The organism is Rhodococcus sp. USK13 (genome assembly GCF_018343855.1).
GTDB lineage: Bacteria > Actinomycetota > Actinomycetes > Mycobacteriales > Mycobacteriaceae > Rhodococcus_F > Rhodococcus_F oxybenzonivorans.
Map to the genome: position 1 here is coordinate 4,442,238 of NZ_CP069242.1, position 26,940 is coordinate 4,469,177.

The 26,940-nt window shown below is 68.2% G+C and carries 1 protein-coding gene; it reads right to left on the reverse strand.

All coding sequences use genetic code 11. From position 1 onward, the window contains the following. Positions 1-26,814, reverse strand: a complete 26,814-nt coding sequence (locus JQT59_RS23070) for a non-ribosomal peptide synthase/polyketide synthase (protein WP_213572137.1) — start codon at positions 26,812-26,814, stop codon at positions 1-3. Positions 26,815-26,940: the final 126 nt, after the last annotated feature.

Genomic DNA, 26,940 nt, shown 5'->3' on the forward strand with positions numbered 1-26,940 from the left:
TCAGGGCAGATCGAGATACTCCTCGAGCACCGGCCCTATGACCGCAAGGACCTCCGGCTCGATCATCTGGTTGTGCTCGCACTCGAGCTTCACTTCCCGGATTCGTCCGCTCACCCACTGCGCCCACTCCACCGGTGAGTGCTCCGCAGGTGACGACGCCGCAGTGAAGAACAGCAGATCCCCGTCGAACTGCTGCGGACGGAACTCGTTCATCAGTCTCGACGAGTTCGTGAACCCGAGGCTGATGCGCTCGAGGTGTTGTGGTGTGATCCCTGTCTTCTGCCCGAACGCCTCGTCGAGCAGTTCGACGGCGCGCTCGTAGGTGAGTTCTCCGTCTTCGCCCTCGGACTCGAGGTCGAGCCCGAGACCGTGCAGCAACTCGGACACGGTGAGGCTGTCCGGGGTGGCGTCGGCGTCACCGATCACGTAGCTGTCCATCAGGGCGAGGGTGGCGACGGATTCGCCCTCCCGCCGCAACTCCACCGCGATGGCCTGCGCGATGATGCCGCCGAGGGACCACCCGAGCAGGTGGTACGGCCCGGAACTCTGGATGCTCCGCATTTCGCGCACGTAGTGGTGGGCGAGCTCCTCGATCGAGTCGAAGGTCGGTCCTCCGCTGATGCTCGGCAACTGCAGGCCGTAGACGGGACGGTCCTGCGATAGGTGTTGCAGCAACCCGGCGTAACCCCACGAGAGCCCGATCCCGGGATGGATGCAGAACAGAGGCGGTGTCTCCCCCGTCGGTCGCAGCGGAATCACCACACGCAGCGCCTCGTCGACGGCTGACTCGCCGCCGCCGTCGGTGTCGATCCGGCGCGCCAGTCCCGCCGGTGTCGGATCGAGGAACATCGACTGCAGCGGGATCCGCCGGCCGAGCCGTTCCTGGAGAACGGTGATGACGCGGGTGGCGACGATCGAGTTGCCGCCGAGGTCGAAGAAGCTGTCCGCCGTCCCGACCCGATCCACTCCGAGCACCTCCGCGAACGCCTCCACGACGACGCGTTCGGTTTCGGTGTCGGGTGCGCGGAATGCGGCCGCGGTGGTCCCGAACTCCGGCGCCGGCAACGCCTTGCGGTCGAGCTTGCCCACCGGGGTCATCGGCACCTGATCGAGCACCACCACGGCCGAGGGAACCATATGGGCGGGCAGTCGCTCGGCCGCGTAGGTGCGCAGCTCCGCGGGATCGAGGTCGTGGCCGTCGACGGCGCGCACGTAGGCCGCGAGCAGGGTGTCTCCGGACGGCCCGGTGTGCCCGATCGTGGCCGCGAAGGCCACCGCCGGATGGCGGGCGAGAACGGCGTCGATCTCACCGAGTTCGATGCGGAAGCCCCGCACCTTCACCTGGAAGTCGGTGCGGCCGATGTACTCGACGGTGTGATCCCCGCGCCACCGCACCACGTCACCGGTCCGGTACATGCGCCGTCCGGGCTCGCCGAACGGGCAGGCCAGGAACCGTTCCGAGGTGAGGGCCGCGCGCTTGTGGTACCCCCGCGCCAATCCGGGCCCGGCGATGTACAGCTCACCGGGGACGCCCGCCGGGACGGGTTGCAGCCGCTCGTCCAGTACCAGGTACTCGAAGCCGATGGCGGGTGCACCGATGTTGACCACCCCACCGGGTCGCATCGGGGCGCTGACACTGGCCTGGATGCTCGTTTCCGTCGGACCGTACCCGTTGTGCATGCGGCGGTGGCGGCCCCAGACCTCGACCAGCTCGGGCGGGCACGCCTCGCCGGCCACGGCCAGCATCCGCAGCGTGTCGAGGTCGCGATCCTCCATCGAGGACAGCGCGGTCGGGGTGATGAACGCGTGAGTCACCTGTTCCCTGCGCAGCAGTTCCGCGAGTTCGTCGCCGCCGAAGATGGTCGGCGGGATGATGAGCAGCCGAGCCGAGGCGCCGAACGCCATCATCAGCTCGAACACCGAGGCGTCGAAGCTCGGCGACGCCAGGTGCGACACCGTCGAGTCGAGGGTGACCAGGAAACGCTCGTGCTCTTCCGCGGTGAGGTTGGCGATGCCCCGATGGGTGACGATGACGCCCTTGGGCTTGCCCGTCGAACCCGAGGTGTAGATCAGGTAGGCGGGATGCCCGAGGTGGAGGGGTCGCGTCCGGTCGGCGTCGGTGATCGGCTCCGAGGACACCACTGCCACCTGCTCCGCGAATTCCTCGTCGTCGAGCACCAGCCACGGGACGGATTCCGGCAGATTGTCCCGACGCTCGGCAACGGTGATCCCGACCGATGCCCGGCAGTCGGTGAGCATGTATTCGATGCGATCACGGGGATACGTCGGATCGACGGGCACGAACGCCGCGCCGGACTTGGCCACCGACCAGATCGACACCACCTCTTCGATGGAACGCGGCATGCCCAGTGCGACGAACGTTTCCGGGCCCACACCGTGGGCCCTCAGGACCCGGGCCAGTCGGTTGGACCATTCGTCGAGTTCGCGGTAGCTGACGTGACGGTCCTCGAAGGTGAGGGCTGTCGCCTCGGGCGCGACGGCCGCCGCGGCGGCGAGGATGTCGGGCCACAGCTCGGGCCGGACCTCCGGCTTGCCGCGGGCGGGAGCCAACTCCTCCTGTTCCGCCTCGTCGAGGATGGGCAGGGTCCCGATGGACTGCTCGGGGTCGGCGGTGGCGGCGGCGAGGACGCGGACGAACCGGTCGGCGATCCTGCGGGCGGTTTCCTCGTCGAAGAGCGACACCGCGAAGTCGAGGCCACCGCTGATCCCGGCGGGGGCACCGGCCGAGTCGAACTGCTCGGCGAGGATGACCTCGAGGTCTTCCTTGACCACCCTCGTCTCGAGATCCACGCCTTCGACCCGCAGGTCCGGCAGCTCGAGCGATGCGCGCTCATTGTTCTGGAACTCGAGAGCCACCTGGAACAGCGGTGAGTAGGACGTGGACCTCCTCGGGTTCAACTCCTCCACCAACCGTTCGAATGGCAGGTCCGAGTGCGCGAACGCGGCGAGATCGCTTTCGCGGATCTGACGGACCAGCTCGGTGAACGTCGTCGCGGGATCGATGCGACTCCGCAAGACAAGCGTGTTGACGAACATGCCGACCATGTCGTCGAGAGCGGTTTCCCCGCGGCCGGCGACCGGTGTCCCGATGACGACGTCATCGGTGCTGCCCAGGCGAGCCAGGAGTACCACGAGGGCGGCATGGACCGCCATGAACATGGTGACGTTGTTCTCCCGGGCGAGGGCTGTCAACCGCCGGTGCAGGTCGGCGTTGATCGCGAACTCCACCCGATCGCCTTCGACACTCTGCTGAATGGGGCGTGGCCGGTCGGTCGGCAACTGGATGACGTCCGGAAGTCCGGCGAGAGTCTGCGACCAGAAGCGGAGCTGACGGTTGATCAGCGACGCCGGATCGTCCTCCGACCCGAGCACGGTGTGTTGCCACAGGGTGTAGTCGGCGTACTGCACCTGCAGCGGCGCCCACTGCGGACCGTCTCCTTCGAGCCGCGCGCCGTACGCGACCATGACGTCCCTCGCCAACGGGGCGAGGGAGAACCCGTCCGCACAGATGTGATGAACCACGATCGTGAGGACGTGATGGTCGGGATCGGTCCGGAAGAGGGCGGCGCGCACGGGCAGGTCGGTGCTGACGTCGAATCCGCGGGACACCAGGTCCCGCATGCGCGCCGGGAGCTCCTCCGCGGTCACCGTGGCGGTCGTGAATTCCGGCCGGACCAGCTCCGCCGGAAGTATCCGCTGGGTCGGTTCGTTGCCGACGGTCGGGAACACCGTGCGCAGCGTCTCGTGCCGCTCGAGCACGTCCGACATGGCCAACCGCAACGCTTCCTCGTCGAGCCGTCCGGTGAGCCGCACCGCGAGCGGAATGTTGTAGGCGGGCGACGACGGATCGAACTGGTTGAGGAACCACATCCGCTTCTGCGCCAGGGACAGCGGAATCAGCTCGGGTCGCTCGACCGGGGCGAGCGGCGGGCGGGCACCCCCGCCGGGAACGGAACCCTCGCCGATCCGCTCGGCGAGCGATCGCACGTCGGGCGTTTCGAACAGTGCCCGAACTCCGATGTCGGTGTCGAGCGCATCACGGAGCCGGGCGGTGACGCGGGTCGCGACGAGGGAGTTGCCACCGAGGTCGAAGAAGTTGTCGTCGACGCCGATCCGCTCGAGTCCGAGGACGTCGGCGAAGATGTCCGCGATCGTCCGCTCGAGATCGGTGGACGGCGCGCGGAACTCCTTGGTGTGGACGTTGAGTTCCGGCGCCGGCAGCGCCGAACGATCCAGTTTGCCCACCGGTGTCAGCGGGATCTCGTCGAGGAACATGATGCTCGACGGCACCATGTGCGCGGGAAGCCGTGTGGACAGGTGCGCCGTCAACGCGGCCGGGTCGATCCCGCCTTCCGTCAGAGGCAGCAGGTAGGTGACCAGAACGGTGTCTCCGGACGGTCCGGGCACGCCGAGTGTGGCCGAGAAACTGACGCCTGGGAAGGTGGCGATCTCGGCGTCGATCTCGCCGAGTTCGATGCGGAAGCCGCGGATCTTGACCTGGAAGTCGCTGCGCCCCACATACTCGACCGAGTGGTCGGCACGCCACCGGACGATGTCGCCGGTGCGGTACATCCGCTCCCCCGGCTCACCGTACGGGTTGGCGAGGAAGCGATGGCTGCTGAGCGCGGGCCGCTGGTGGTAGCCCCGCGCCAGGCCGGCGCCGGTGATGTACAGCTCGCCGGGCACACCCACCGCGACGGGCTGGAGCCGGGCGTCGAGGACGAGCTCCTCGACACCGCGGATGGGTCCGCCGATCGTGATCGGCTCGCCCACCGCCAACGGGTCGCTGATGTTGGCCATCACGGTGGTCTCCGTGGGGCCGTACCCATTGAACAGGTTGTGGCCGGGGGCCCACCGCGTCACCAGTTCCGGCGGGCACGCTTCCCCACCGACGGTCACGTGCTGGAACTCGTCGAGATCCGTGGGATCGACCGTGGCCAGAGCAGCCGTGGTCACGAAGGCGTGCGTGACGTGTTCGGCACGGATCAGTTCGGCCAGCTCGGCACCGCCGTAGACGGTCGGTGGGGCGATCACCATGGTTGCGCCGACGCCGAAGGCCTGCAGGTACTCGAAGATCGACCCGTCGAAGCTCGGAGTGGAGAAGTGCAGCGTGCGCGAGGTCTGGGTGGCCCCGAATCGCTGACGCTGATCCTCGGCGAAGTTGTCGAGTCCCTCGTGCGTGACCACGACGCCCTTCGGTTTACCGGTCGAACCCGACGTGTACACGATGTACGCAGCGTTGTCGAGGCTGATCGGCGACTTCCGATCCGAATCTGCCACGGGCAGAGCCGGTTTCGCCTGGCACGCCTTCTCGAACTTCGGGGAGTCGAGCAGCAGCCACGGCACCGTGTCGGGGAGGTCCTTCTCGTATGCCGTCGTGGTGAGTCCGATGGTGGCACCGGAATCGGTGAGCATGTGCTCGATGCGGTCGATCGGGTAGTTGGGGTCGACCGGGACGAAGGCTGCGCCCGTCTTGGCGACCGCCCAGACAGCGAGAACGGACTCGATGGACCGGGGAATTCCCAGCGCCACGAACGCCTCCGGGCCCGCGCCGCGCGCGATCAGAACACGCGCCAACTGGTTCGAACGCTCGTTCAGTTCGCGGTAGGACACGTTCCGGCCCTCGAAGGTGAGAGCCGTGCGGTTCGGATCGAGCGCGGCCGCGTCCTCGAAGATCTGTGGGAGGGTCCGGACCGAGAAACCGGGGCGCCCCCGCACCGGAGCGAACTCGGCGAGTTCGGACTCGGTGAGCAATTGCATGTGCGCCAGGGGGATCTCGGGCCGATCGGCGATGGCGGCGAGTACTCGCTGCAGGCGATCCGCGATCTCGTCGATCGCGCGCTCCTCGAACACCTCCGGCAGGTACTCGAATTTCAGGTTCAGTCGCTCGTCACCGGACGCAACCACGGCGAGCGGATAGTGCGCCGAGTCCTTGCCCCCGATACCCGTGACGAACATGCCGGCGATATCGGTGTGCTCGGTCAGCCCGTCCTTGTCCACCGGATACGACTCGAACACGGTCAGCGTGTCGAAGCCCGCCCCGAGCCCGGCCACCGACTGGATGTCGGTGAGCCCCACGTAATGGTGATCGAGCAGTGCCGCCTGCTCGCTCTGGACGCGGGTGAGCAGCTCTCCCAACGGTTCCCGGGGGTTCAGCGCCACCCGGACCGGCAGGGTGTTGATGAACAGACCCACCATCGACTCGATGCCGGGGATCTCTGGCGGCCGGCCCGACACGGTTCCGCCGAACACCACATCGGTGCGTCCGATCAGTCCACCCAGCACGATGCCCCATGCCGTCTGCACGACCGTGTTGAGGGTCAGTCCGCGCTCACGGCTCAGCTCACGCAGGCGGGTGGTCTGTTCCTCCGACAGGGTGAAGGCGGTTTCCTCGGCCATCGCCGAATGCGCTTCGGCACGGTCCATCGGCGCGAGCAGCGTCGGTTCGTCCACTCCGTCGAGAGCGGCGCGCCACGCCGCGAGTGACTCGGTGATGTCGTGGCGTCGCATCCACGACAGGTAGTCGCGGTACGAGTGCACCCGCGGCAGCAGGCTGCCGTCGGCGTCGGTGGCGTACAGGGTAAGCAGGTCACGGATGACCAGCGGCGTCGACCAGCCGTCGAGCAGGATGTGGTGATTGGTCAGGACCAGCCGGTAGTCCTGGTCCGTGAGCCGGATCAGCGCGAGCCGCAGCAGCGGTGCCTGCGACATGTCGAACTTGACCGCCCTGTCTCGCTCCAGGATCCGGTCGTAGTCCCGCTCGGTCTCGGCCGGTTCCAGATCCGAGAGGTCGAACTCGGACCACGGCAGGACGACACCGTTCTGGATGATCTGGGCGGAGGCCCCCGCGCTGTCGTGGACGAATGCGGCCCGCAGGTTGGGATGCCGATCGAGCAGTGCCTGGCCGGCGCGGCGGATCCGGTCGGCATCGACCTGCCCGCGCAGTTGGAGGGTCAGCTGAACGAGGTACGGGTCGACGGCGGCGTCGGAGAACTGCGCGTGGAACAGCAGGCCCGACTGCAGGGGTGACAGCGACCAGATGTCCGCGAGTGCCGGGAAGCGGTCCTCGAGGCGGTCGATCGCGGTCTGGTCGAGGCTGACGAGGTCGAGGTCGGACGGCGTCACCCCGCCCGAACCGGGCCGCGACACATGGACAGTCAACGCGGTGAGTGCCTGCACCCAGAGTTCGGCGAGTTCGCGTACCTCCGCTTCGGTCAGGACACCGGCCGGGAACGCCCATGTCGCGCGCAACCGGTTTCCGTCGGCGGCGGCGTCGGTGACGGCGTTGATGTCGAGCACCGAGGCGACCGGGATGTCGGAGGCGGGAACGTCGTCGAGCTTGGTGTCGCTCACCGGAACCCACGGGTGTCCGTGGGTATCGGTCGACGTTGTCCCGCCCAGCCGTCCGAGGTAGTTGAACGTGACTTGAGGTTGGCGCAGCGCGCGCAGTTCTTCTGCAGTGTCCGGGTTCAGATACCGCAGCATGCCGTAGCCGATGCCGTGGTCGGGGATGGCGAGCAGTTGCTCCTTGATCGCCTTGATCGCCGAGCCGGCGGCCCGGCCACCGTCGAAGGCCTCGTCGAGGTCGATGCCCGACAGGTCCAGGCGCACCGGGAACATCGCGGTGAACCAACCGACGGTGCGGCCGAGGTCCGCACCCGGCAGCACCTGGTCTTCACGACCGTGGCCTTCGAGATTGACCAGTGACTGGGCCCAGCCTGCACCGTGGGTGCGCCGCGCCGACCGGGCACGCCACCGCGCCAGTGCCAGCGCCAGTCCCGCGAGCAGGCCGTCGTTGACTCCGCCGTGATATGCCTCGGGCACCTTCGTGAGAAGTGCGTCGGTCACGTCGGTGGGCACTTCGACGGTCAGCTTCTCCACGGTGCCCGCCACGTCGACGTCCGGGTCGAGTGGCCGCGACCCGATCAGCGGGTCGTCACCGCTGAGCACCTCGCGCCACAGGTCGAGTTCCCCGGCGCGGTCCACGGCAGCGCCGGCGAGACCGTGGGACCACCGGCGCATCGACGTACCGACCGGCTCGAGGACCGGTTCCTGGCCCGCGGAGAGCTGCGCCCACACGGTGGCCAGGTCGGGGACGAGGATCCGCCACGACACCCCGTCGACCACGAGGTGATGAGCGACCACCAGCAACCGTCCGCCGCCGTCACCGGCGTCGAACCACACCAGCTGCAACATGACACCGGCCACCGGGTCCAGTCGTCCCGCGGCCTCGTCGAGTTCGCGGGTGGCGATCTCGACGAAGGCGGAACCGGTCACCGCGGGCACCTCGACGCGGTGGAGGAACTCGCGGACGTCGACGGACCCGGGCCCGCGCACCTCGATACGCCACCGTGGTGCGGGCCCGGCCAGCTGGGCGCGCAGCATGTCGTGGTGATCGACGACCACCTGGACCGTGCGCTCGAGCATCGTGCGGTCGGTTGCCGGGGGCAGGGCGAGCAGCGCCGTCTGGGTGTAGCGGCGGAAGTCGCCGCCGCGTTCGAGCAGCCACGACGTGATGGGGGTGGTCGGCATGTCGCCCACCCCGCCACCGGGCAACTCCTCGAGGACGACCACGTCGGCAGCCCCGGCCCAGGACGCCACCTCGGCGAGGGTGGCCACCGTCTTGGCCTCGAACACGTCCCTCGGGGTGAGCACCACACCCGCAGCCTTGGCGCGGGCCACCAACTGGATCGACATGATGCTGTCACCGCCGAGCGCGAAGAACGAATCCTCCACACCCACCGAGTCCAGTCCGAGAACCTCGGCGAACAACGTGGCCAGCACCGTTTCCATTTCGGTGGTGGGTGCCCGGCTCGCGGACACCCGGGCGCCGAAGTCCGGTTCGGGCAGCGCGCGGCGGTCGAGCTTGCCGTTGCCGGTGAGCGGCAGGGCGTCGAGGACGACGAGGGTCGCGGGAACCATGTAGGACGTGAGCTGGGTGCCGAGGAATTCCAGCGCCGAGGACACCTCCACGGTGGACCCGGACTCGGGCACCACATATCCGATCAGCCTGTTGCCCCCGTGGCCGTCGTCGCGGGTCAGGACGACGGCCTGCGCGATCCCGCGGTAGCGGAGCAACGCCGACTCGATCTCACCGAGTTCGATGCGGAAACCGCGGATCTTGACCTGGAAGTCACTGCGGCCCAGGTATTCGAGTTGGCCCCCGGCGTTCCAGCGCGCCAGGTCGCCGGTCCGATACATCCGTGTGCCGGACCCGAGCGGGTCGGCGACGAACCGGGTGGAGCTGAGCGCCGCACGGCCGAGGTAGCCCCGGGTGACCTGCTCGCCGGACACGTACATTTCGCCGATGGTGCCCGGCGGTACGGGATGCAGGCGCCGGTCGAGCACGTGCACACGCAGCCCGGCGATGGCGCGTCCGATCACACTGGCCGAGGCCGACTCGGCGAACGCACGGTCGAGCCGCAGGTAGCTGACGTGAACGGTGGTCTCGGTGATGCCGTACATGTTGACCAGGGTCGGCGAGGAGTCGTCGTGCCGGGCATACCAGCGTCCCAGTTGACCGAGGTCGAGGGCCTCTCCACCGAAGATCACGTACCGCAACGCCAGTGCAGCTGCGGTCACGTCGATCTCCGAGACGATCCGGTCGGTCTCGGCCAGTTGGTAGAACGCAGTCGGCGTCTGGTTGAGGACCGTCACCTGCTCGTTGCGGAGCAGTTCGTGGAACATTTCCGGTGACCGGGCGGTGTAGTAGTCGACGACCACCAGTCGTCCGCCGTAGAGCAGCGGTCCCCACAACTCCCACACGGAGAAGTCGAAGGCATACGAGTGGAACATCGTCCAGACGTCGTTCTCGTCGAATCCGTACAGCGGCTGGGTGTTCGCGAAGAGGGTGAGCACGTTGCGGTGTGAGACGACCACACCCTTCGGGCGGCCCGTCGACCCGGAGGTGTAGATCACGTAGGCCACCGACGACGCATCGAGGGCGGTGACCCGATCGTCGTCCGTGATCGCCGCCGGTGACAGCCGGCCGAGATCGGCGTCGGTCTCGATGTCGTCGAGGAGGATGACGGGCGTCCCGGATTCCGGAAGCGCCGATGCGTCGCCGACGGTCGTGATCACACAGTTCGGTGCGGCGTCCTCGAAGACGAACGCCAGCCGGTCTGCGGGATAGGTGATGTCGACCGGAAGATATCCACCGCCCGACTTGATCACCGCGAGCAACGCGACGATCAGATCGCAGGTACGTGGAAGCGCTACCGCGACGAGGGTTTCCGGGCCGACTCCACGCGAGATGAGCAACCTCGCCAACCGGTTGGAGCGGTCGTCGAGCTCGCGGTACGTGTACGCCACGTCCTCGGAGGTGACCGCGGTGGCCTGGGGGAACCGGGCGACGGTCTGCGCGAAGCGGTCCGCCAGTGTGTCGTGACCGGCATCGACGCCGACGGTGTTCCACTCGGTCGCCATGGCGGCCCGTTCGGCGGCGTCGGTGAGTTCGATGTCACCGACGGGGCCGTGCGGATCGGCGGTCACCGCACCGAGGACCCGCAGGAACCGGTCAGCGATGGTGCGCACGGTTCCGGCGTCGAACAGGTCGGTGGCGTAGACGAACGCCGCGGTGATCCCGGCTGCGGTCCCCTCCTCGTCGAAGCGTTCCTCGACGCTGAGCTGCAGGTCGAATTTGGCCACCTCGAGGTCGAAATCGACTGCCGTAGCTGTCAATTCCGGAAGCTCGAGACGTGGGGTCTCGTTGTTGCGGAATTCGAGCAGTACCTGGAACAGCGGGGAATGCGCGGTGGACCGTTCCGGTGCCAGCACGTCGACCAGCCACTCGAACGGCACGTCCGAATGGTGGAATGCCGCGAGGTCGGTGGCCCGCACCTGATCGATCAGTTCGCCGAAGCCCCCGGCGGGGTCGACGGCGGCCCGAAGGACGAGGGTGTTGACGAACATGCCGACCATCTCGTCGAGTGCCGCCTCACCGCGACCGGCGATCGGTGTCCCCACCGCGATGTCCTCGGTGGACGACAACGCCGACAACAACACGGACAGGGCTGCGTGCACGGCCATGAACATGGTCGAGTTGTGTTTGCGCGCCAGCGCAGACAACGAACGGTGCAGCTCGGCCGGAATCGTGAAGTCCACCTGGGCGCCGTGGAACGACTGCTGAACCGGCCGGGCGCGGTCCGTGGGCAGCTGCAGGATCTCGGGCAGGTCCGCGAGCTGGTCTGTCCAGTACCGCAGTTGCTGGGAGATGAGGGACTCGGAATCACTTTCGCTGCCGAGTTGTTCGAGCTGCCACAGCGTGTAGTCGGCGTACTGCACCGACAGGGGGCTCCACTGCGGTGCGCTACCCGCGATGCGGGCCGCGTAGGCCGCCATCACGTCCCTGGCGAGCGGAGTGAGTGAAAAGCCGTCGGCACAGATGTGGTGCACCACGATGACGAGCACGTGCTCGTCCGGCGCGAGAGCGAACAGTGCCGAACGAATCGGCACGTCGGCGGTCACGTCGAACCCTGCGGTCGCGAGCGCGGCAATGTGCTCGTGGAGTTCGCTGTCCGCCACGTCGGCAATCTCGAGATTCGGTGTCCACTGTCCGGGCGAGAGCACCACCTGCGTCGGTTCCCCATCGTGGGAGGGGAACACGGTGCGCAGCGATTCGTGCCGGACGAAGACGTCGGTGACGGCCGCGCGCAGCGACTCCACGTCCAGCCGTCCGGTCAGCCGCACCGCGAGCGGAATGTTGTACGCGGCGGACGAGGTGTCGAACTGGTTGAGGAACCACATGCGCTTCTGCGCGAGCGACACCGGCACGTGCTCCGGTCGCTGCCTCGGCTCGAGCGGAACCCTGGCATGGTCGCCGTCCCCGGCGGGGGCGAACGCGGTCGATTCGATCATGCGGGCGAGAGCGTGGATCGTCGGCGCCTCGAACAGGGTGCGCACTCCGATCTGGGTGTCCAACTCGGCGGTGAGCCGGGCGGCCACGCGGGTGGCGATGAGCGAGTTACCACCGATGTCGAAGAAGTTGTCGTCGATGCCGACCCGCTCGATCCCGAGGACGGTGGTGATGACGTCGGCGATGGTGTGCTCGAGCACCGTGGACGGCGGGCGGAACTCGTCCGTCGTCGGCAGGAACTGTGGTTCCGGTAGAGCCGCCCGGTCGAGCTTGCCCACCGGGGTCAACGGGATCTCGTCGAGAATCATGATGCTCGACGGAACCATGTGGGCGGGCAGCAGTTCCGCCGCCCACTGCTTCAGCTCCGGCGGCTCGAGCGTTGCGTCGGCCTCGGGCAGCACATAGGACACGAGTGCGGTGTCACCCGTCGGCCCCGGGCGCCCGAGAGTGACGGCGAACGCCACGGAGGGATGCCCGGCGAGGGCACTGTCGATGTCACCGAGTTCGATGCGGAAACCACGAACCTTGACCTGGAAGTCGCTGCGGCCGAGGTATTCCGCTGTTCGATCCGGACGCCAGCGCGCGAGGTCACCGGTACGGTACATGCGCTCGCCCGGCTCACCGAACGGATTCGCGATGAACCGTTCGCTGGTGAGCCCCGCCCGCGCATGGTAGCCGCGGGCAAGTCCTTCACCGCTGATGTACAGCTCCCCGGCGACACCGACGGGGACCGGCTGCAGCCAGGCGTCGAGGATGACCTCGGCGGTACCACGGATCGGTCCGCCGATCGTCACGGGCTCGCCGGCTTCCAGGGGATCACTGAGGTTGGCGACGATGGTGGACTCGGTGGGGCCGTAGGCGTTGAGCATATTTCGGCCCGGGGCCCAGCGCGTTACCAGTTCCGGCGGGACGGCCTCGCCCCCGACCGCCACGGTACGGAAGCCGTCGAGGCCTTCCGGGTCCACCGACGCCAGCGCGGCGGGAGTGATGAATCCGTGGGTGATGCCCTCGGACCGGATCAGTTCGGTCAGTTCGTCACCGCCGTAGACGGACGTCGGCACGATCACCATGGTCGCGCCGACCGCGAACGTCATCAGGTAGTCGAGGACCGACGCGTCGAAGCTCGGCGACGAGAAGTGCATCGTCCTCGACGTGGAGTCGGTCCCGTACCGGGCGCGCTGTTCTTCGGCGAAGTTGTCGAGGCCACGGTGGCTGACCACCACACCCTTCGGGGTGCCCGTCGATCCCGAGGTGTAGATCATGTACGCCGGGTGCGCGAATCGCAGTGGCACGACACGCTCGTCGTCGGTGACCGGATCGGCCGACATCTCGGCTGCGGCAGTGACCGTCTCGGGGTCGTCGAGCGTCAACCACGTGGTCGTGGCGGCCGGCAACCGGCCGCGGTCCGCGTTCACGCACACACCGAACCTGCAGCCCGAATCGCCGAGCATGTGTTCGACTCGCTCACGCGGGTAGCCCGGATCGACCGGCACGAACGCTGCACCCGTCTTGGCGATCGCCCACACTGCGACGATCGATTCGAGGGAGCGCGAAATGCCCAGGGCGACGAAATCTTCCGGTCCGACACCGCGGCGGAGCAGCAGTCGCGCGAAGCGGTTGGACCGTTCGTCGAGTTCCCGGTAGGTCAACCGGCGGTGTGAGGCCACGACCGCGGTGGCGTCACCGGCCGCCGCGGCGGTCTCCGCGAACATCGCCGGCAGTGTCCGCACGGAACGGCCCGGCAGTCCCCGGACCGGAACCAGCGCGGTCTCCTCGGCCTCGGTGAGCAGCCGCAACTGTGCCAACCGCAGATTCGGCCGCTCGGCGAGTGCCATCAGGGCCCGGACCACTCTGTCACCGATGCGGGCGACGGCGTCACCGTCGAACAAGGTGGGAACGTACTCGAGTTTCAGTTGCAGGCGTTCGTGCGCGGAGGCGATCACCGCCAGCGGATAGTGCGCGGCGTTGGCGCGGTCGTGCACGTCGAGAACGTTCATGCCGGCGATGTCGGTGTTCTCGGTGAGGCCCGCCCGGTCCACCGGATACGATTCGAACACCGTCAGGGTGTCGAAAACGGCGCCGTCGCCGCCCACGCCCTGAATGTCGGTGAGCCCCAGATAGTGGTGATCGAGCAACGCCGCCTGCTCACTCTGAATGCGCTCGAGCAACTCCCCCAGCGTCTCCGACGGATCGAGCACGACGCGAACCGGCAGCGTGTTGATGAACAAGCCGATCATCGATTCGATTCCGGGGATCTGCGGGGGCCGGCCCGACACGGTGCCACCGAAGACCACATCGGTGCGGCCGGTCAAGCTGCCCAACACAATTCCCCATGCCGTGCGAATCAAGGTGCTCAGCGTGATGCCCCGCTCTCGGGCGAGCGCGCTGAGGAGTTCGGTGTCGTCGTCGTCGAGTTCGACGATCAGTTCACTCGATTCGTCGGTGCTCTGGGCGGCCGCGTCGGCCGGTGCGAGCAGGGTGGGTCCTTCCAGACCGGCAAGGGCGCGTGCCCAGACGCCGAGCGACTCCTCGGTGCTGCGATGCGACATCCAGGCGAGGTAGTCACGGTAAGGGTTCACCCGGGGCAGCGCGGCGGTGTCGCCCGCGGTGGCGTACAGCGTCAGCAGGTCGCGGATCAGCAACGGCATGGACCAGCCGTCGAGGAGGATGTGGTGGTTGGTGACCATCAAATGTTGTTCGTCCCCGCCCACCTGCATGAGCGTGAACCGGATGAGCGGCGGGGTGGACATGTCGAACCCACGTCGCCGGTCGGCGTCGGCGATGCGGTCCATCTCGGCTGCACGCGCGTCGGCGTCGAGACCGGACAGGTCGATCTCCGTCCACGGCAGCTCCACCTGCCGGGAAATCGCCTGGATCGGGGTGCCACCTTCGTCGTAGACGAACGATGCCCGCAGATTCGCGTGCCGGTCGAGCAGGGCCTGCCCCGCCAACCGCAGCCGCGCCGAATCCGCACCGCGGAGCTCTATCGTCATCTGCACGGTGTACGAATCGATCGACTCTTCGGCCAGGAGTGCGTGGAACAGCAGACCGGACTGCAACGGCGACAGCGACCAGATGTCGGACAGCGCGGGGAAGCGGGCCTCGACGCGGTCGATCGTGTCCTGGTCGAGGGACACCAGGTCCAGGTCCGACGGGGTGATTCCGCCGGCGTCGGGGTGGGACGCGTAGGTGGTGAGCGCGGTCAGCGCCTGCACCCACAGTTCCGCGAGTTCCCGCACCTCGGTCACGTCGAGTACACCCGCCGCGTAGGCCCACGTCGCGCGCAGCTGCGGGCGGTCCTCGACCTCGGTGGTGACGGCGTTGATGTCGATGGCGGAGGTGACGGGTGTGTCGAGGTCCTGGGCGCGGTCCATGTCGACTTCACCGGTCGGCGCCCACCCGGCGCGGGTCGCGGCCTCGGAGAGGTCGGCGGCGAACCGGCCCAGGTAGTTGAAGCTGATCTGAGGCAGCGAGCGATCCGCGAGCACGGGTCCGGTGTCGGGGTTCAGGTACCGCAGCATGCCGTAGCCCATGCCGTGGTCGGGGATGGCGAGCAGTTGCTCCTTGATCGCCTTGATCGCCGAGCCGGCGGCCCGGCCACCATCGAAGGCCTCGTCGAGGTCGATGCCCGACAGGTCCAGGCGCACCGGGAACATCGCCGTGAACCAGCCGACGGTGCGGCCGAGGTCGGCACCGGGGACCACCTGGTCTTCTCGCCCGTGGCCTTCGAGGCTGACGAGCGTGCCGTCGACGGGCCGCCCATGGGCACCGGTGACGAGCCGGGACCTGCGCCACTGTGTGACGGCCATCGCGAGTGCGGTGAGCAGCCCGTCGTTGACGCTGCCGTGGATCGCGTCCGGCACGGCGGTGAGGATCGCCTCGCTGACCTCGGCCGGCAGCTCGACGGTGATCCTGCCGACGGTGGCGTTCACATCGATGTTCGGATCGAGTGGTCGGCTACCGATCAGCGGGTCCTCGCAGTCGAGGATCCGCTGCCAGAGGTCGAGTTCGACGGCCCGCTCACCCGCCTGGTCCACCAGTCCGTGCGCCCAGCGCCGCATCGACGTGCCGACCGGCTCGAGGACCGGCTCCTGACCCGCCGAAACCTGCGCCCACGCCGTCGCGAGATCGGGCACCAGAATCCGCCACGACACCCCGTCGACCACCAGGTGGTGTGCGACCACGAGTAACCGGCCGCCGGCGTCACCGGCATCCAACCAGACCACCTGAAGCATCGAACCCGACGCCGGGTCGAGACGGTCCAGTGCCGCATCGAGTTCCGCGATGACGGCGCCGGCGAACTCGGAGGTGCCAGGAGCTGCGGACACGGGCACCCGACGCAGAATGTTGCGCGCGGCCACCGAGCCGACCGGGCACGCCTCGAGATGCGACTCGTCGGTCCCGACGATCAGCTGTGCCCGCAACATGTCGTGCCGGTCGAGTACAGCCTGGAACGTCTCGATCAACGGTTCGATCGCGCGCAGATTCGGGGGCGCGGTCAGCAACATCGACTGCGACATGCGGTTGAACTCGCCACCGCGCTCGAGGAGCCACGCGGTGATGGGGGTGGTCGGCATGGCACCGACGCCGCCACCGGGCAGCTCTTCGAGCACCACCACGTCGGAGTCGCCCACCCAGGACGCCACCGCCGCCAGCCCGGCCACCGTCTTGGCCTCGAACACGTCCCGTGGGGTCAGCACCACACCCGCCGACTTGGCGCGGGCCACCAATTGGATCGACATGATGCTGTCGCCGCCGAGTGCGAAGAACGAATCCTCCACGCCCACCGACTCGAGTCCGAGGACTTCGGCGAACAGGTCGGCCAGCACCGATTCCATCTCCGAGACCGGTGCGCGCCCCGACGACACGCGGGCGCCGAAGTCCGGCTCAGGCAGTGCCCGCCGATCCAGCTTGCCCGCCGGGGTCAGCGGCAGCGCGTCGAGAACGATCAACGCGGACGGCACCATGTAGGGCGCAAGGAAGCTGCCGACGAAGGTGAGGACGGCCTCCGGCTCGAGCTCGGCGCCGTTGGTCGGCACGACGTAGCCGACGAGCCGGTTCACCCCGGTACTGCCCTTGTGCGCCGACACCACCGAATGGGCCACGCCCGGGTAGCGGGCGAGTGCCGTCTCGATTTCGCCGAGCTCGATGCGGAAGCCGCGGATCTTCACCTGGAAGTCGCTGCGGCCCAGGTACTCCAGTTGTCCGTCGCGGTTCCATCGCGCCAGGTCACCGGTCCGGTACATCCGGGCGCCGAGGCCGCCGTACGGGTTGGCGACGAACCGCTCGGCCGTCGTGCCGGCCCGGTTCCGGTAGCCCCGCGCGAGTCCTGAACCGGTGACGTACAACTCGCCGGTCACCCCGTTCGGCACCGGGTGCAGCCGCGAATCGAGCACCATTTCGCCCGTACCCAGCGGCGGCCTGCCGATGGTGACGGGTTCGCCGGGCACCATCGGACCGGTCACGCTCGACACCACGGTCGCTTCGGTGGGGCCGTAAGCGTTGAACATCCGCCGGTCTGCGGTGACCCACTGCGCCACCAGCTCCTGCGGGCACACGTCACCACCGGTCACGACACATTCGAGGTGATCGAGATTCACGGGTTCCACCGACGCCATCGCAGCAGGGGTGATGAACGCGTGGGTGACCCGGCCCTCACGAAGTACATCGGCGAGTTCGGTGCCGCCGATGACAGTCGAGGGCGCAATGACCATCGTCGCCCCGGACCCGACGGCGAGCAGCAGCTCGAGGATCGAGGCGTCGAAGCTCGGGGAGGAGAAGTGCAGGGTCCGCGAGGTCGCGGTGATGCCGAATCGGGTGCGTTCGTCCGTCGCGAAATTCGCCAGGCCCCGGTGGGTGACAGCGACGCCCTTCGGCATGCCGGTCGATCCTGACGTGTAGATCAGATACGCGGTGTTGTCCAAGGCGACGGGCAGCGTTCGGTCGGCATCGGTGACGGCAGCCGACGACTGTTCGGCCAGGTCGTCACCGAGCTCGTGTGCGTCCACGACCAGGTAGTCGACGCATTCAGGAAGAGCGGACCGGAACTCGGTCACCGTCAGGGCCAGCTGCGCGCCCGAGTCGGTCAGCATGTGCACGATGCGGTCGGTCGGGTAATCCGGGTCCACCGGCACGAACGCGGCGCCGGTCTTGGCCACCGCCCACAGGGACAGAACCGATTCGACGGACCGGCCCATTGCCAGCGCCACCACCGATTCGGGGCCGACGCCGCGGCCGATCAGTAGGCGGGCCAGCCGGTTCGATCGCTGATCGAGATCCCGGTTCGACACCTCCCGACCCTGGTAGATCAGTGCTGCCGCCTCCGGATCCGTCGCTGCAGCGGCCGCGAGCAGTTCGGGAAGTGTGCGCAGCTCGGTGTCGGGTGCGTCCATCACCGGGGTGAGCGCGGCGCGCTCGGAGGCCACCATCAGCTCGATGTCCCCGACGGCGCGCTCCGGATCCGCCGTGGCGGCGTCGAAGATCCGCTGCAGGTAATCGGCGAAACCGGCGATCGTCGACGCGTCGAACAGACTCGCCGCGTACGTGAAGGCGGCCGAGATGCCCGCCGGCTCCCCCGACACCCCGAACTCCTCCGTCAGGGTCAGCTGGAGATCGAAATTGGAGATGTCGGTGGCGAGGTCGAGCCCCGTGACGGTCAGCCCGGGCAGCTCGAGACGTGGCCGCTCGTTGTTGCGGAACTCGAGTACCACCTGGAACAGCGGTGAATGCGACGTCGCACGTTCGGGCGAGATGGCGTCCACCAGTCGCTCGAACGGGAGGTCCGAGTGATGGAAAGCGCTGAGGTCGGTATCGCGGACTTTGGCCAGGAGTTCGGAGAAGGAGCAACCCGGCTTCACCGGGGTGCGTAGCACGAGGGTGTTGACGAACATGCCCACCATGTCGTCGAGGGCAGCGTCACCACGACCGGCGATCGGCGTTCCCACCGCGACGTCATCGGTGTCGCCGAGCCGGGCGAGCAGGACGGCCAGGGCCGCGTGCACTGCCATGAAGACACTCGAATTGTGTTCTCTCGCTGTGGTGATCAACCGGCTGTGCACCTGGGGGTCGATGCTGAACGAGTGGACACCACCGCGGAAGGACTGCTGGGTCGGCCGTGGACGGTCCGTGGGCAGCGCCAGCAACTCCGGAAGTCCGGCGAGGGTTCGGGTCCAGTAGTCGAGCTGGGCGGCGAGCAGACTGTCCGGGTCGTCGGCGCTGCCGAGCACCCGGTGCTGCCAGAGCGCGAAGTCGGCGTACTGCACGGTCAGTGGCGCCCAGTCGGGTGCCTGGCCACCGGTGCGGGCGGCGTACGCGGTCATCACGTCCCGGGCGAGGGGCGCCATCGAGAAGCCGTCCGCGCTGATGTGATGCACGACGATGACCAGCACGTGGTCCTCGGGTGCGGTGCAGAACAGGGCCGCGCGCACCGGCACCGCGACCGTCACATCGAATCCGGCGCCGGCCAGACGCGCAATGTGTTGCGGGAGGTCGTCTTCCGATGTTTCGACGGGGGTGAGATCCGGCACCACGTCCTCGGTGTCGAGGACGACCTGGACGGGTTCGCCGTCGACCATCGGGAAGCGGGTGCGCAGCGACTCGTGCCGTTCCAGGACGTCGGCGACGGCGTCCTGCATGGCGTCGTCGTCGAGGTCACCGGTCAGTCGCACCGCGAGCGCGATGTTGTAGGCGGGCGAATCGATGTCGAACTGGTTGATGAACCACATGCGCTTCTGCGCCAGCGACACCGGCACCCGCTCCGGCCGATCGCCGGCGACCAGCGGTGGACGCTCGGCGTTGTGGACGGCCTCGGACTCGATCCGCGTGGCCAGCGTGGCGACGCTCGGGGCGTCGAAGATTTCCCGGACACCGATGCGGCTGCCCAGTGCCGCATTGACCCGAGCCACCAACCGTGTGGCCACCAGGGAGTTGCCGCCGAGGTCGAAGAAGCTGTCGTACACGCCGATCCGCGGTGCTCCGAGGAGGTCCGCGAAAATTGAGGCGAGGATCTCCTCGATCGGATTGCGTGGAGTCACGAATTCGGTTGACGGGCTCAAGAACTCCGGCTCTGGTAACGCACCGCGATCCAACTTGCCGGTGGCGCCGAGGGGGAACCGGTCGAGCACCATGATGCGGGTGGGCACCATGTACGCAGGCAGCGACTCGGCCGCGGTGTCGCGAATGTCGGCGGTGTCGATCTCCACGCCGGCCACCGGGATCACATAACCGACCAGGCTCTCCCCCGTCGCCTCGCTGCGATGCACGGTCACCACGGCCTGCGCCACCGACGGATGCGCCAGCAGCGCGGCCTCCACCTCGCCGAGCTCGATCCGCTGTCCGCGCAGCTTCACCTGGAAGTCGCGCCGGCCGATGTACTCGACGTTGCCGTCGGCACGCCACCGGACGATGTCGCCGGTGCGGTACATGCGCTGACCGGGCTCGCCGAACGGGTTGGCCACGAAGCGGTCGGAGGTGAGGTCGGGACGCCCGACATATCCGCGGGCCAATTGGACACCGGCCAGGTACAGCTCACCGTGTACGCCGACCGGCACCGGATGCAGGCGGGCGTCGAGGACGTAGAGCTGGGTGTTCCACACCGGGGCACCGATCGGCACCGACACCCGGTCCGCCTCGGTGCATTCCCAATAGGTGACGTCGACGGCGGCTTCCGTCGGGCCGTACAGGTTGTGCAGCGCCGCCGTTCCGAAGTCCCGGAAGGCGTCGGCCGTGGCAGGCGGGAGCGCCTCACCGCTGCAGAACACCTGGCGCAGCGAACCGCACAGGTCGGGCTCCGCGCCCGCGGTGAACACGGCGAGCATCGACGGCACGAAGTGCATGGTCGTGACCTGATGGTCGGCGATCACGTGTGACAGATACGTGGGGTCGCGGTGACCGTCCGGCGCCGCGAGCACCAGCCGGGCTCCGACCTCGAGCGGCCAGAACAGTTCCCACACCGACACGTCGAATGTGACGGGTGTCTTCTGCAGCACCACGTCCGTGTGGTCCAGGTGATAGGTGTCCTGCATCCACAGCAACCGATTCGCGATGGCCCGGTGGCTCACCGCAACGCCCTTGGGCCTACCGGTGGAACCGGAGGTGTAGATCACGTAGGCCGTCGAATCGGGATGGATGGATCCGCCCCGCTCGGCGTCGGTGATCGGTGTGCTCGTCCGGGCCGCCAGGTTGAGGGTGTCGATTTCGATCGCGGAGCTCCCGGCTTCGCTCATGAGCCCTTCGGAGCGATCACGGGCCGAGGTGAGGACACACGTCGGCGCGGCGTTGTCGAGGACGTAGGCGATACGCGACGCCGGATGGTCGGGATCGAGGGGAACGTAGGCGGCCCCGGTCTTCTCGACCGCATAGATGGCGATCATCAATTCGAGCGAACGCCGCAACGACACGGCCACCCGGGATTCCGGACCGACGCCGCGGGCGAGGAGTTCGCGGGCGAGCCGGTTGGCGCGGGCATCGAACTCCGCGTACAGCAATTCGTCTTCCCCGAACACCACTGCCACCGCGTCCGGCGTGCGCCGCACCTGGGCCTCGAAGAGGCTGACCAGGGTGGCCGAGGACGGTACGACGGTGGTGGTGTCGTTCCACTCCTGCAGGATCCGGCGGTTCTCGTCGGGGCCGCTCAACTCGATGTCGCCGACCTTCGCCTCGGCGCGGGTGGTGACGGTGTCGAGCAGCGTGACGAACCGTTCCGCGAGGGCGGCCATCGTGGACGGCTCGAACAGCTCTGCGGCGTAGGAGAATTGGGCGTCGATCGGGCCGGGTGCGCCGGAACTCTCGATGTGCTCGGTGAGGATCACCTGCAGGTCGAATTTGGCGGCACCGGTCTCGAGCCCCTGGACTTCCACCTCGAGCCCGGAAAGCTCGAGCCGGGTGTCCGCGAAGCCCTGGAGCACGAGCATCACCTGGAACAGCGGCGAATGGGCTTCGGAGCGTGCCGGTTTCAGCTCGTCGACCAGTAGCTCGTACGGCAGGTCGGTGTTACTGAAGGCGGCGAGGTCGGCGGTCCGGGTGCGGGTGAGGATTTCGGGGAAGCTGCTTTCCGGATCGACCTCGGTGCGCAGAACCACGGTGTTGACGAACATGCCGACGACGTCGTCGAGTTGCCGCTCGCCGCGACCCGACACCGGGGAGCCGATGGATACATCGGACGATCCGCTCGACCGGGAGAGCAGCACCGCGAGGGCGGCGTGCACCACCATGAACAGGCTGGCGTCGTGGGCGCCGGCGATGTCGAGCAGGGCGGCGTGCAGACGTGCCGGGATGGTGAAATCCGTTGTACCGCCGACCATCGACTGCCGTGCCGGGCGCGGCCGGTCGGTGGGCAGATCCAGCACCTCCGGGGCGCCGTCGAGAGTGCGGGCCCAGAACGACAGCTGCCGGGACAGCACGCTGGTGGGATCGTCGGCGGAGCCGAGCAGCTCCCGCTGCCACACGGAGAAATCGGCGTACTGCACCTCGAGCGGCGCCCACTGCGGGACCTCACCGGCGGCGCGGGCGTGGTAGGCCACCATGACGTCCCGCGTCAGCGGAGTCATCGACAGTCCGTCGGCCGCGATGTGGTGGACCACGAAGACCAGCGCATGATCCTCGGTCGCCGTCCGGCACAGCTTGGCGCGGATCGGCGGCTGCACGGTCACATCGAACCCGGTCGCCGCCTCAGCGAGCAGATGGATGTCGAGCTCGTCGGGAGCTACCTCGACCGCGTCGAGGTCCGGGCTGACGTCCGCGACCGGCAGCACCACCTGCAACGGCCCGTTCGGGGTATTGGGGAAGACGGTCCGCAGCGACTCGTGCCGTTCGAGGACGTCACGCACCGCGGCACGCAATGCCTCCACGTCGAGGGTGCCGCGCAACCGGATGGCCACCGGAATGTTGTAGGCCGGGGATGCGGTGTCGAGCTGGTTGATGAACCACATCCGCTGCTGCGCCAGCGACACCGGCACCGGGCCGGCAGTGGTGCGCGGCGCCAGCGGCGGGCGTGCCGACGTGCGGGGCCCGAGGGCATCGATGCGGGCACTGAGCAGCGCCACGCTCGGCGCCTCGAACAGGTCCAGCACCCCGATCTCCGTGCCGAGTGCCGTGTTGACCCGGGAGACCACCCGGGTGGCGACCAGTGAATCACCGCCCAGGTCGAAGAAGCTGTCGTCGACGCCGACTCGTTCGATGCCCAGCAGGTCCGCGAACACCTCCGCGACCCGTATCTCCGTATAAGTTCCCGGCGCCCGGTACACCGTGGAGGTGGCCTCGAAGTGCGGTTCCGGCAACGCCTTCCGGTCGAGCTTGCCGGCCGGGGTCAGCGGGACCTCGGCGAGCACCATGATGCGTGCGGGCACCATGTGCGGCGGCAGCACGGCCGCCGCGTGTTCGAGGACGTTCTCGACGACGAGTTCGGCGCCGACCTCGGGCAGCACATACGTCACCAGCACCGTGTCCCCGGAGGGGGCGGTGCGCCCGACCGTGGTCGCGAACGCGACGGCGGGATGCGACCGTACGACGGCGTCGATCTCACCGAGTTCGATGCGGAAGCCACGGATCTTCACCTGGAAGTCGGTGCGGCCCAAGTATTCCAGTTCGCCGCGAAGGTTCCACCGCGCCAGGTCGCCGGTGCGGTACATCCGCTGTCCCGGTGCCCCGTGCGGGTCGGCGACGAACCGTTCGGCCGTCGGGATCGGCCGGTTGTGGTACCCCCGTGCCACACCGTGACCGGTGATGTACAACTCGCCCGGCACCCCCTTGGGGACGGGATGCAGGCGTGCGTCGAGCACCAGCAGGTCGACACCGCGGGACGGCCGGCCGATGGTGACAGGCTCCCCCACGACCAGCGGTCCGGCGACACTGGCCACCACCGTGGCCTCGGTCGGCCCGTACGCGTTGAACATCACCCGGCCCGGTGCCCACTGCTCCACCAGGGCGGGAGGACAACTCTCCCCGCCGGTCACGACACACCGGATCGAGTCGAGACCGTCGGGGTCGACCGACGCCAGCGCCGCCGGGGTGACGAAGGCATGCGTCACCTGCTCTCGCCGGAGCAGGTCCGCGAGTTCGCTGCCGCCGTACACCGTGGAGGGGGCGACCACCATGGTCGCTCCACCACCGACCGCCAGCAGAAGTTCGAGAATGGAGGCGTCGAAACTCGGCGACGAGAAGTGCAGGGTGCGGGACTCCGGTGTGACACCGAACCGTGCGCGTTGGTCGGCAGCGAAGTTGGCCAGCCCGACATGGGTGACGACGACACCCTTGGGGGTGCCGGTGGAGCCGGAGGTGTAGATGAGATAGGCCGGGTCGGCCAACCGCAGCGGCCGGAGACGGTCCGCGTCGGTGACGGCGCCGGGCGGCTGGTCGGCCAGTGCCTGCCCGAACTCGGGGTCGTCCATCACCAGCCACGGTGCCGTCTGCGGTAGGGCGTCGTGATGTGCGGTGACGGTGAGTCCGACGAGGGCGCCGGAGTCGGTCAGCATGTGCTCGATGCGGTCGGGCGGATAGTGCGGATCGACCGGCACGAAGGCGGCGCCGGACTTCGCGACCGCCCAGGTGGCCAGCACCGATTCGATCGACCGCGCAATCGCCAGTGCCACGACCGTGCCTGGCCCCACACCGCGGCGGGTCAGCATTCGCGCGAGGCGGTCGGACTGCTCGTCGAGTTCCGGATAGGTCAGCGTGCGGCCTTCGAAGACCAGCGCCACACCGTCGCTTCCCGTCTCCACCGCGTGCCGCAGCAACGCAGGCAGAGTCCGCGGCTCCACGGAGGTGTCGCCGCGAACGGGACTCAACTCCGCGTATTCGGCGGGCTCGAGCAGGGCGACGTCCCCGATCGGTGCCGCCGGATCGGTCGTCACCGCCCGCAAGATGCGAACGAAACGCCCCGCCAGCGCCTCGGCACTGCTGCGATCCCACACGTCCGTTGCGTACAGCACGCGGCCGTCGATGCCGCCGCCCGATTCGGATTCGGTGAGCGAGAAGACGAGATCGAGACCCAGCGGCCGGTGTTCGCGCTCGATGGGATCGATGCGCACGTCCCCGGCTGTGTCGTGCGGGTGACCGCCGTCTGTGAACTCGAGCATCACCTGGAACAGCGGTGCGTGTGACGGGTCCGGCTCCGTGACGAGCCGGGCAACCAGGTCGTCGAACGGCAACGCCGCATGCGCGAAGGCAGCGCGGTCGGCGTCCCGGATCCGCGCGAGGTGGCCGGAGAAGGAAGACGCTCCGTCCACGTGCGAGCGCAGGACGGCCTTGTTGAAGAACGTGCCACTTTCCGGGTCGTCGGAGTCGATCGGGTCCCGGCCGACGATAGGCGTCCCGATCACGACGTCGTCGGTGTCCCCGAGTCGTCCCACAAGTATCGCGAGCGCCGCGTGTACGGCGACGAAGGGTCCGGTGCCGGCGTCTCGTGCCAGTTCGTGCACCCGTCGCTGCACCTCGGCATCGACGGAGAAGTCGACCACGTCGCCGGCACCGTCCCGCTCCGCCGGTCGCGGCCGATCGAGCGGAAGTGCGGTCACCTCGGGCAGCGCCGCCAGTTCACGCGACCAGAAATCGAGCTGGGACTGCCGTTCCAGAACCCGCGCCGCCAGCCGGGCACTCTCGGCGTGAATGGCAGCCGTCCGGGTCTGCGGATCAGCGGTGATGAACTTCTCGATCAGCTCAGCGAACCGGCGATGATGCGCCCGCAATTCCTCGGGCCCGTACCGGTTGGGGTTGCCGCGGAAGTCGAGGAGGGTCTCCCCATCGCCGCCCTGATAGATGTTGACCAACAAATCGTCCACCGGGCCCGAGGTGACGATGTGATACTCCCCCACCACCGAGCCCAGTGTGAACGTCTGGTGGAACAGCATCACATTGACCATCGGGCCTGCCAAACCCTCGGCGGTCCCGGACAATCCCGCGTCGCGGCGGATGTCCTCGAGGCTGCACCGCTGATGGCGCAGCGCACCCATCAGTTCCAGCTGCACACGCTGCACGAGTTCCGCCACGGTGTCCTCGGGACGAACGGTGATGCGCAGCGGCGCGACGTTGACGAGCATGCCGCCGGACCGCTGGAGGGGGGCCGTGGTGCGCGCCGACACCGGCAGATTGATCAGGACGTCCCGTCGACCCGTCATCCGTGACAGATAGCAGGCGAACCCGGCGACCATCACGGCCGCCGAAGTCGCGCCCACCCGCTGATCCGAGACATCGAGGAATTCGAGGGCCGCCTCGGACAGCGTGGCGCTCTCGAGCCGGCTCTGCGCCGCGGCCGGTGCGTCGTGGGTTGCCAGGGTGCTGCCGTGCTCGATGCCGACGATTCGCTCGGCCCAGTACTTGCGGTCGTTCTCGAACCTGCTGGAGGAGCGGTACTTCTGATCGAGGTCGTAGAGTTCGCGCAGATCGAGCGCCCGATTCGGTTCGGGCTCGGTGCCCTCGACGAGGGATGTGTAGAGTGCCGCAACACGATTGGCCATGGTCATGCCGCTGTAGCCGTCGAGCGCGACGTGGTGAATCCTTGTGTACCACAAGTAGTGCTGTTCGCCGATCTGCAGCACCGTCATCTCGACGAGCCGATCGCGGGTCAGGCGCAGCGGAGTCGCGCAGTCCTCATCCATCCACGCCTTCGCGGTGGCCAGCGGGTCGGCCTCACCGCGGAAGTCGCGGAACCCGATCGACGGGTCGATGGTGGGATCCACCATCTGATACGGCTCACCGTCGACATCGAGCAACCGCAGGAACGGCGACTGGAATTCGTGGGCGGCGCGCACGGCGGCCTCACTCAGCAGGTCCAGGTCGATGTGGCCCCGCAGTTCGACGTACTGGGCGATGAACTTGGGAACCGTGGGGCTCAGCTGTTGCGCGAACCACATGCTCCTCTGCACCGAGGACAGTGGGAACGCCCCATCGGGCACGTTCCCCTCGGCGGCGCGCTCGTTCGGCTGCGGCGAAGTCAAACTCGTCATCTCGTTCCCCCAGCTGGTGTGAAACCTGTGGATGCGCAGACCCAGCGCGTGGGACGAACCGACCGTCGCCGGTCCGCCACGCTGTACTGATCGTGCTTCACGCGTGGGTCCGGTGTGCGTCGATTC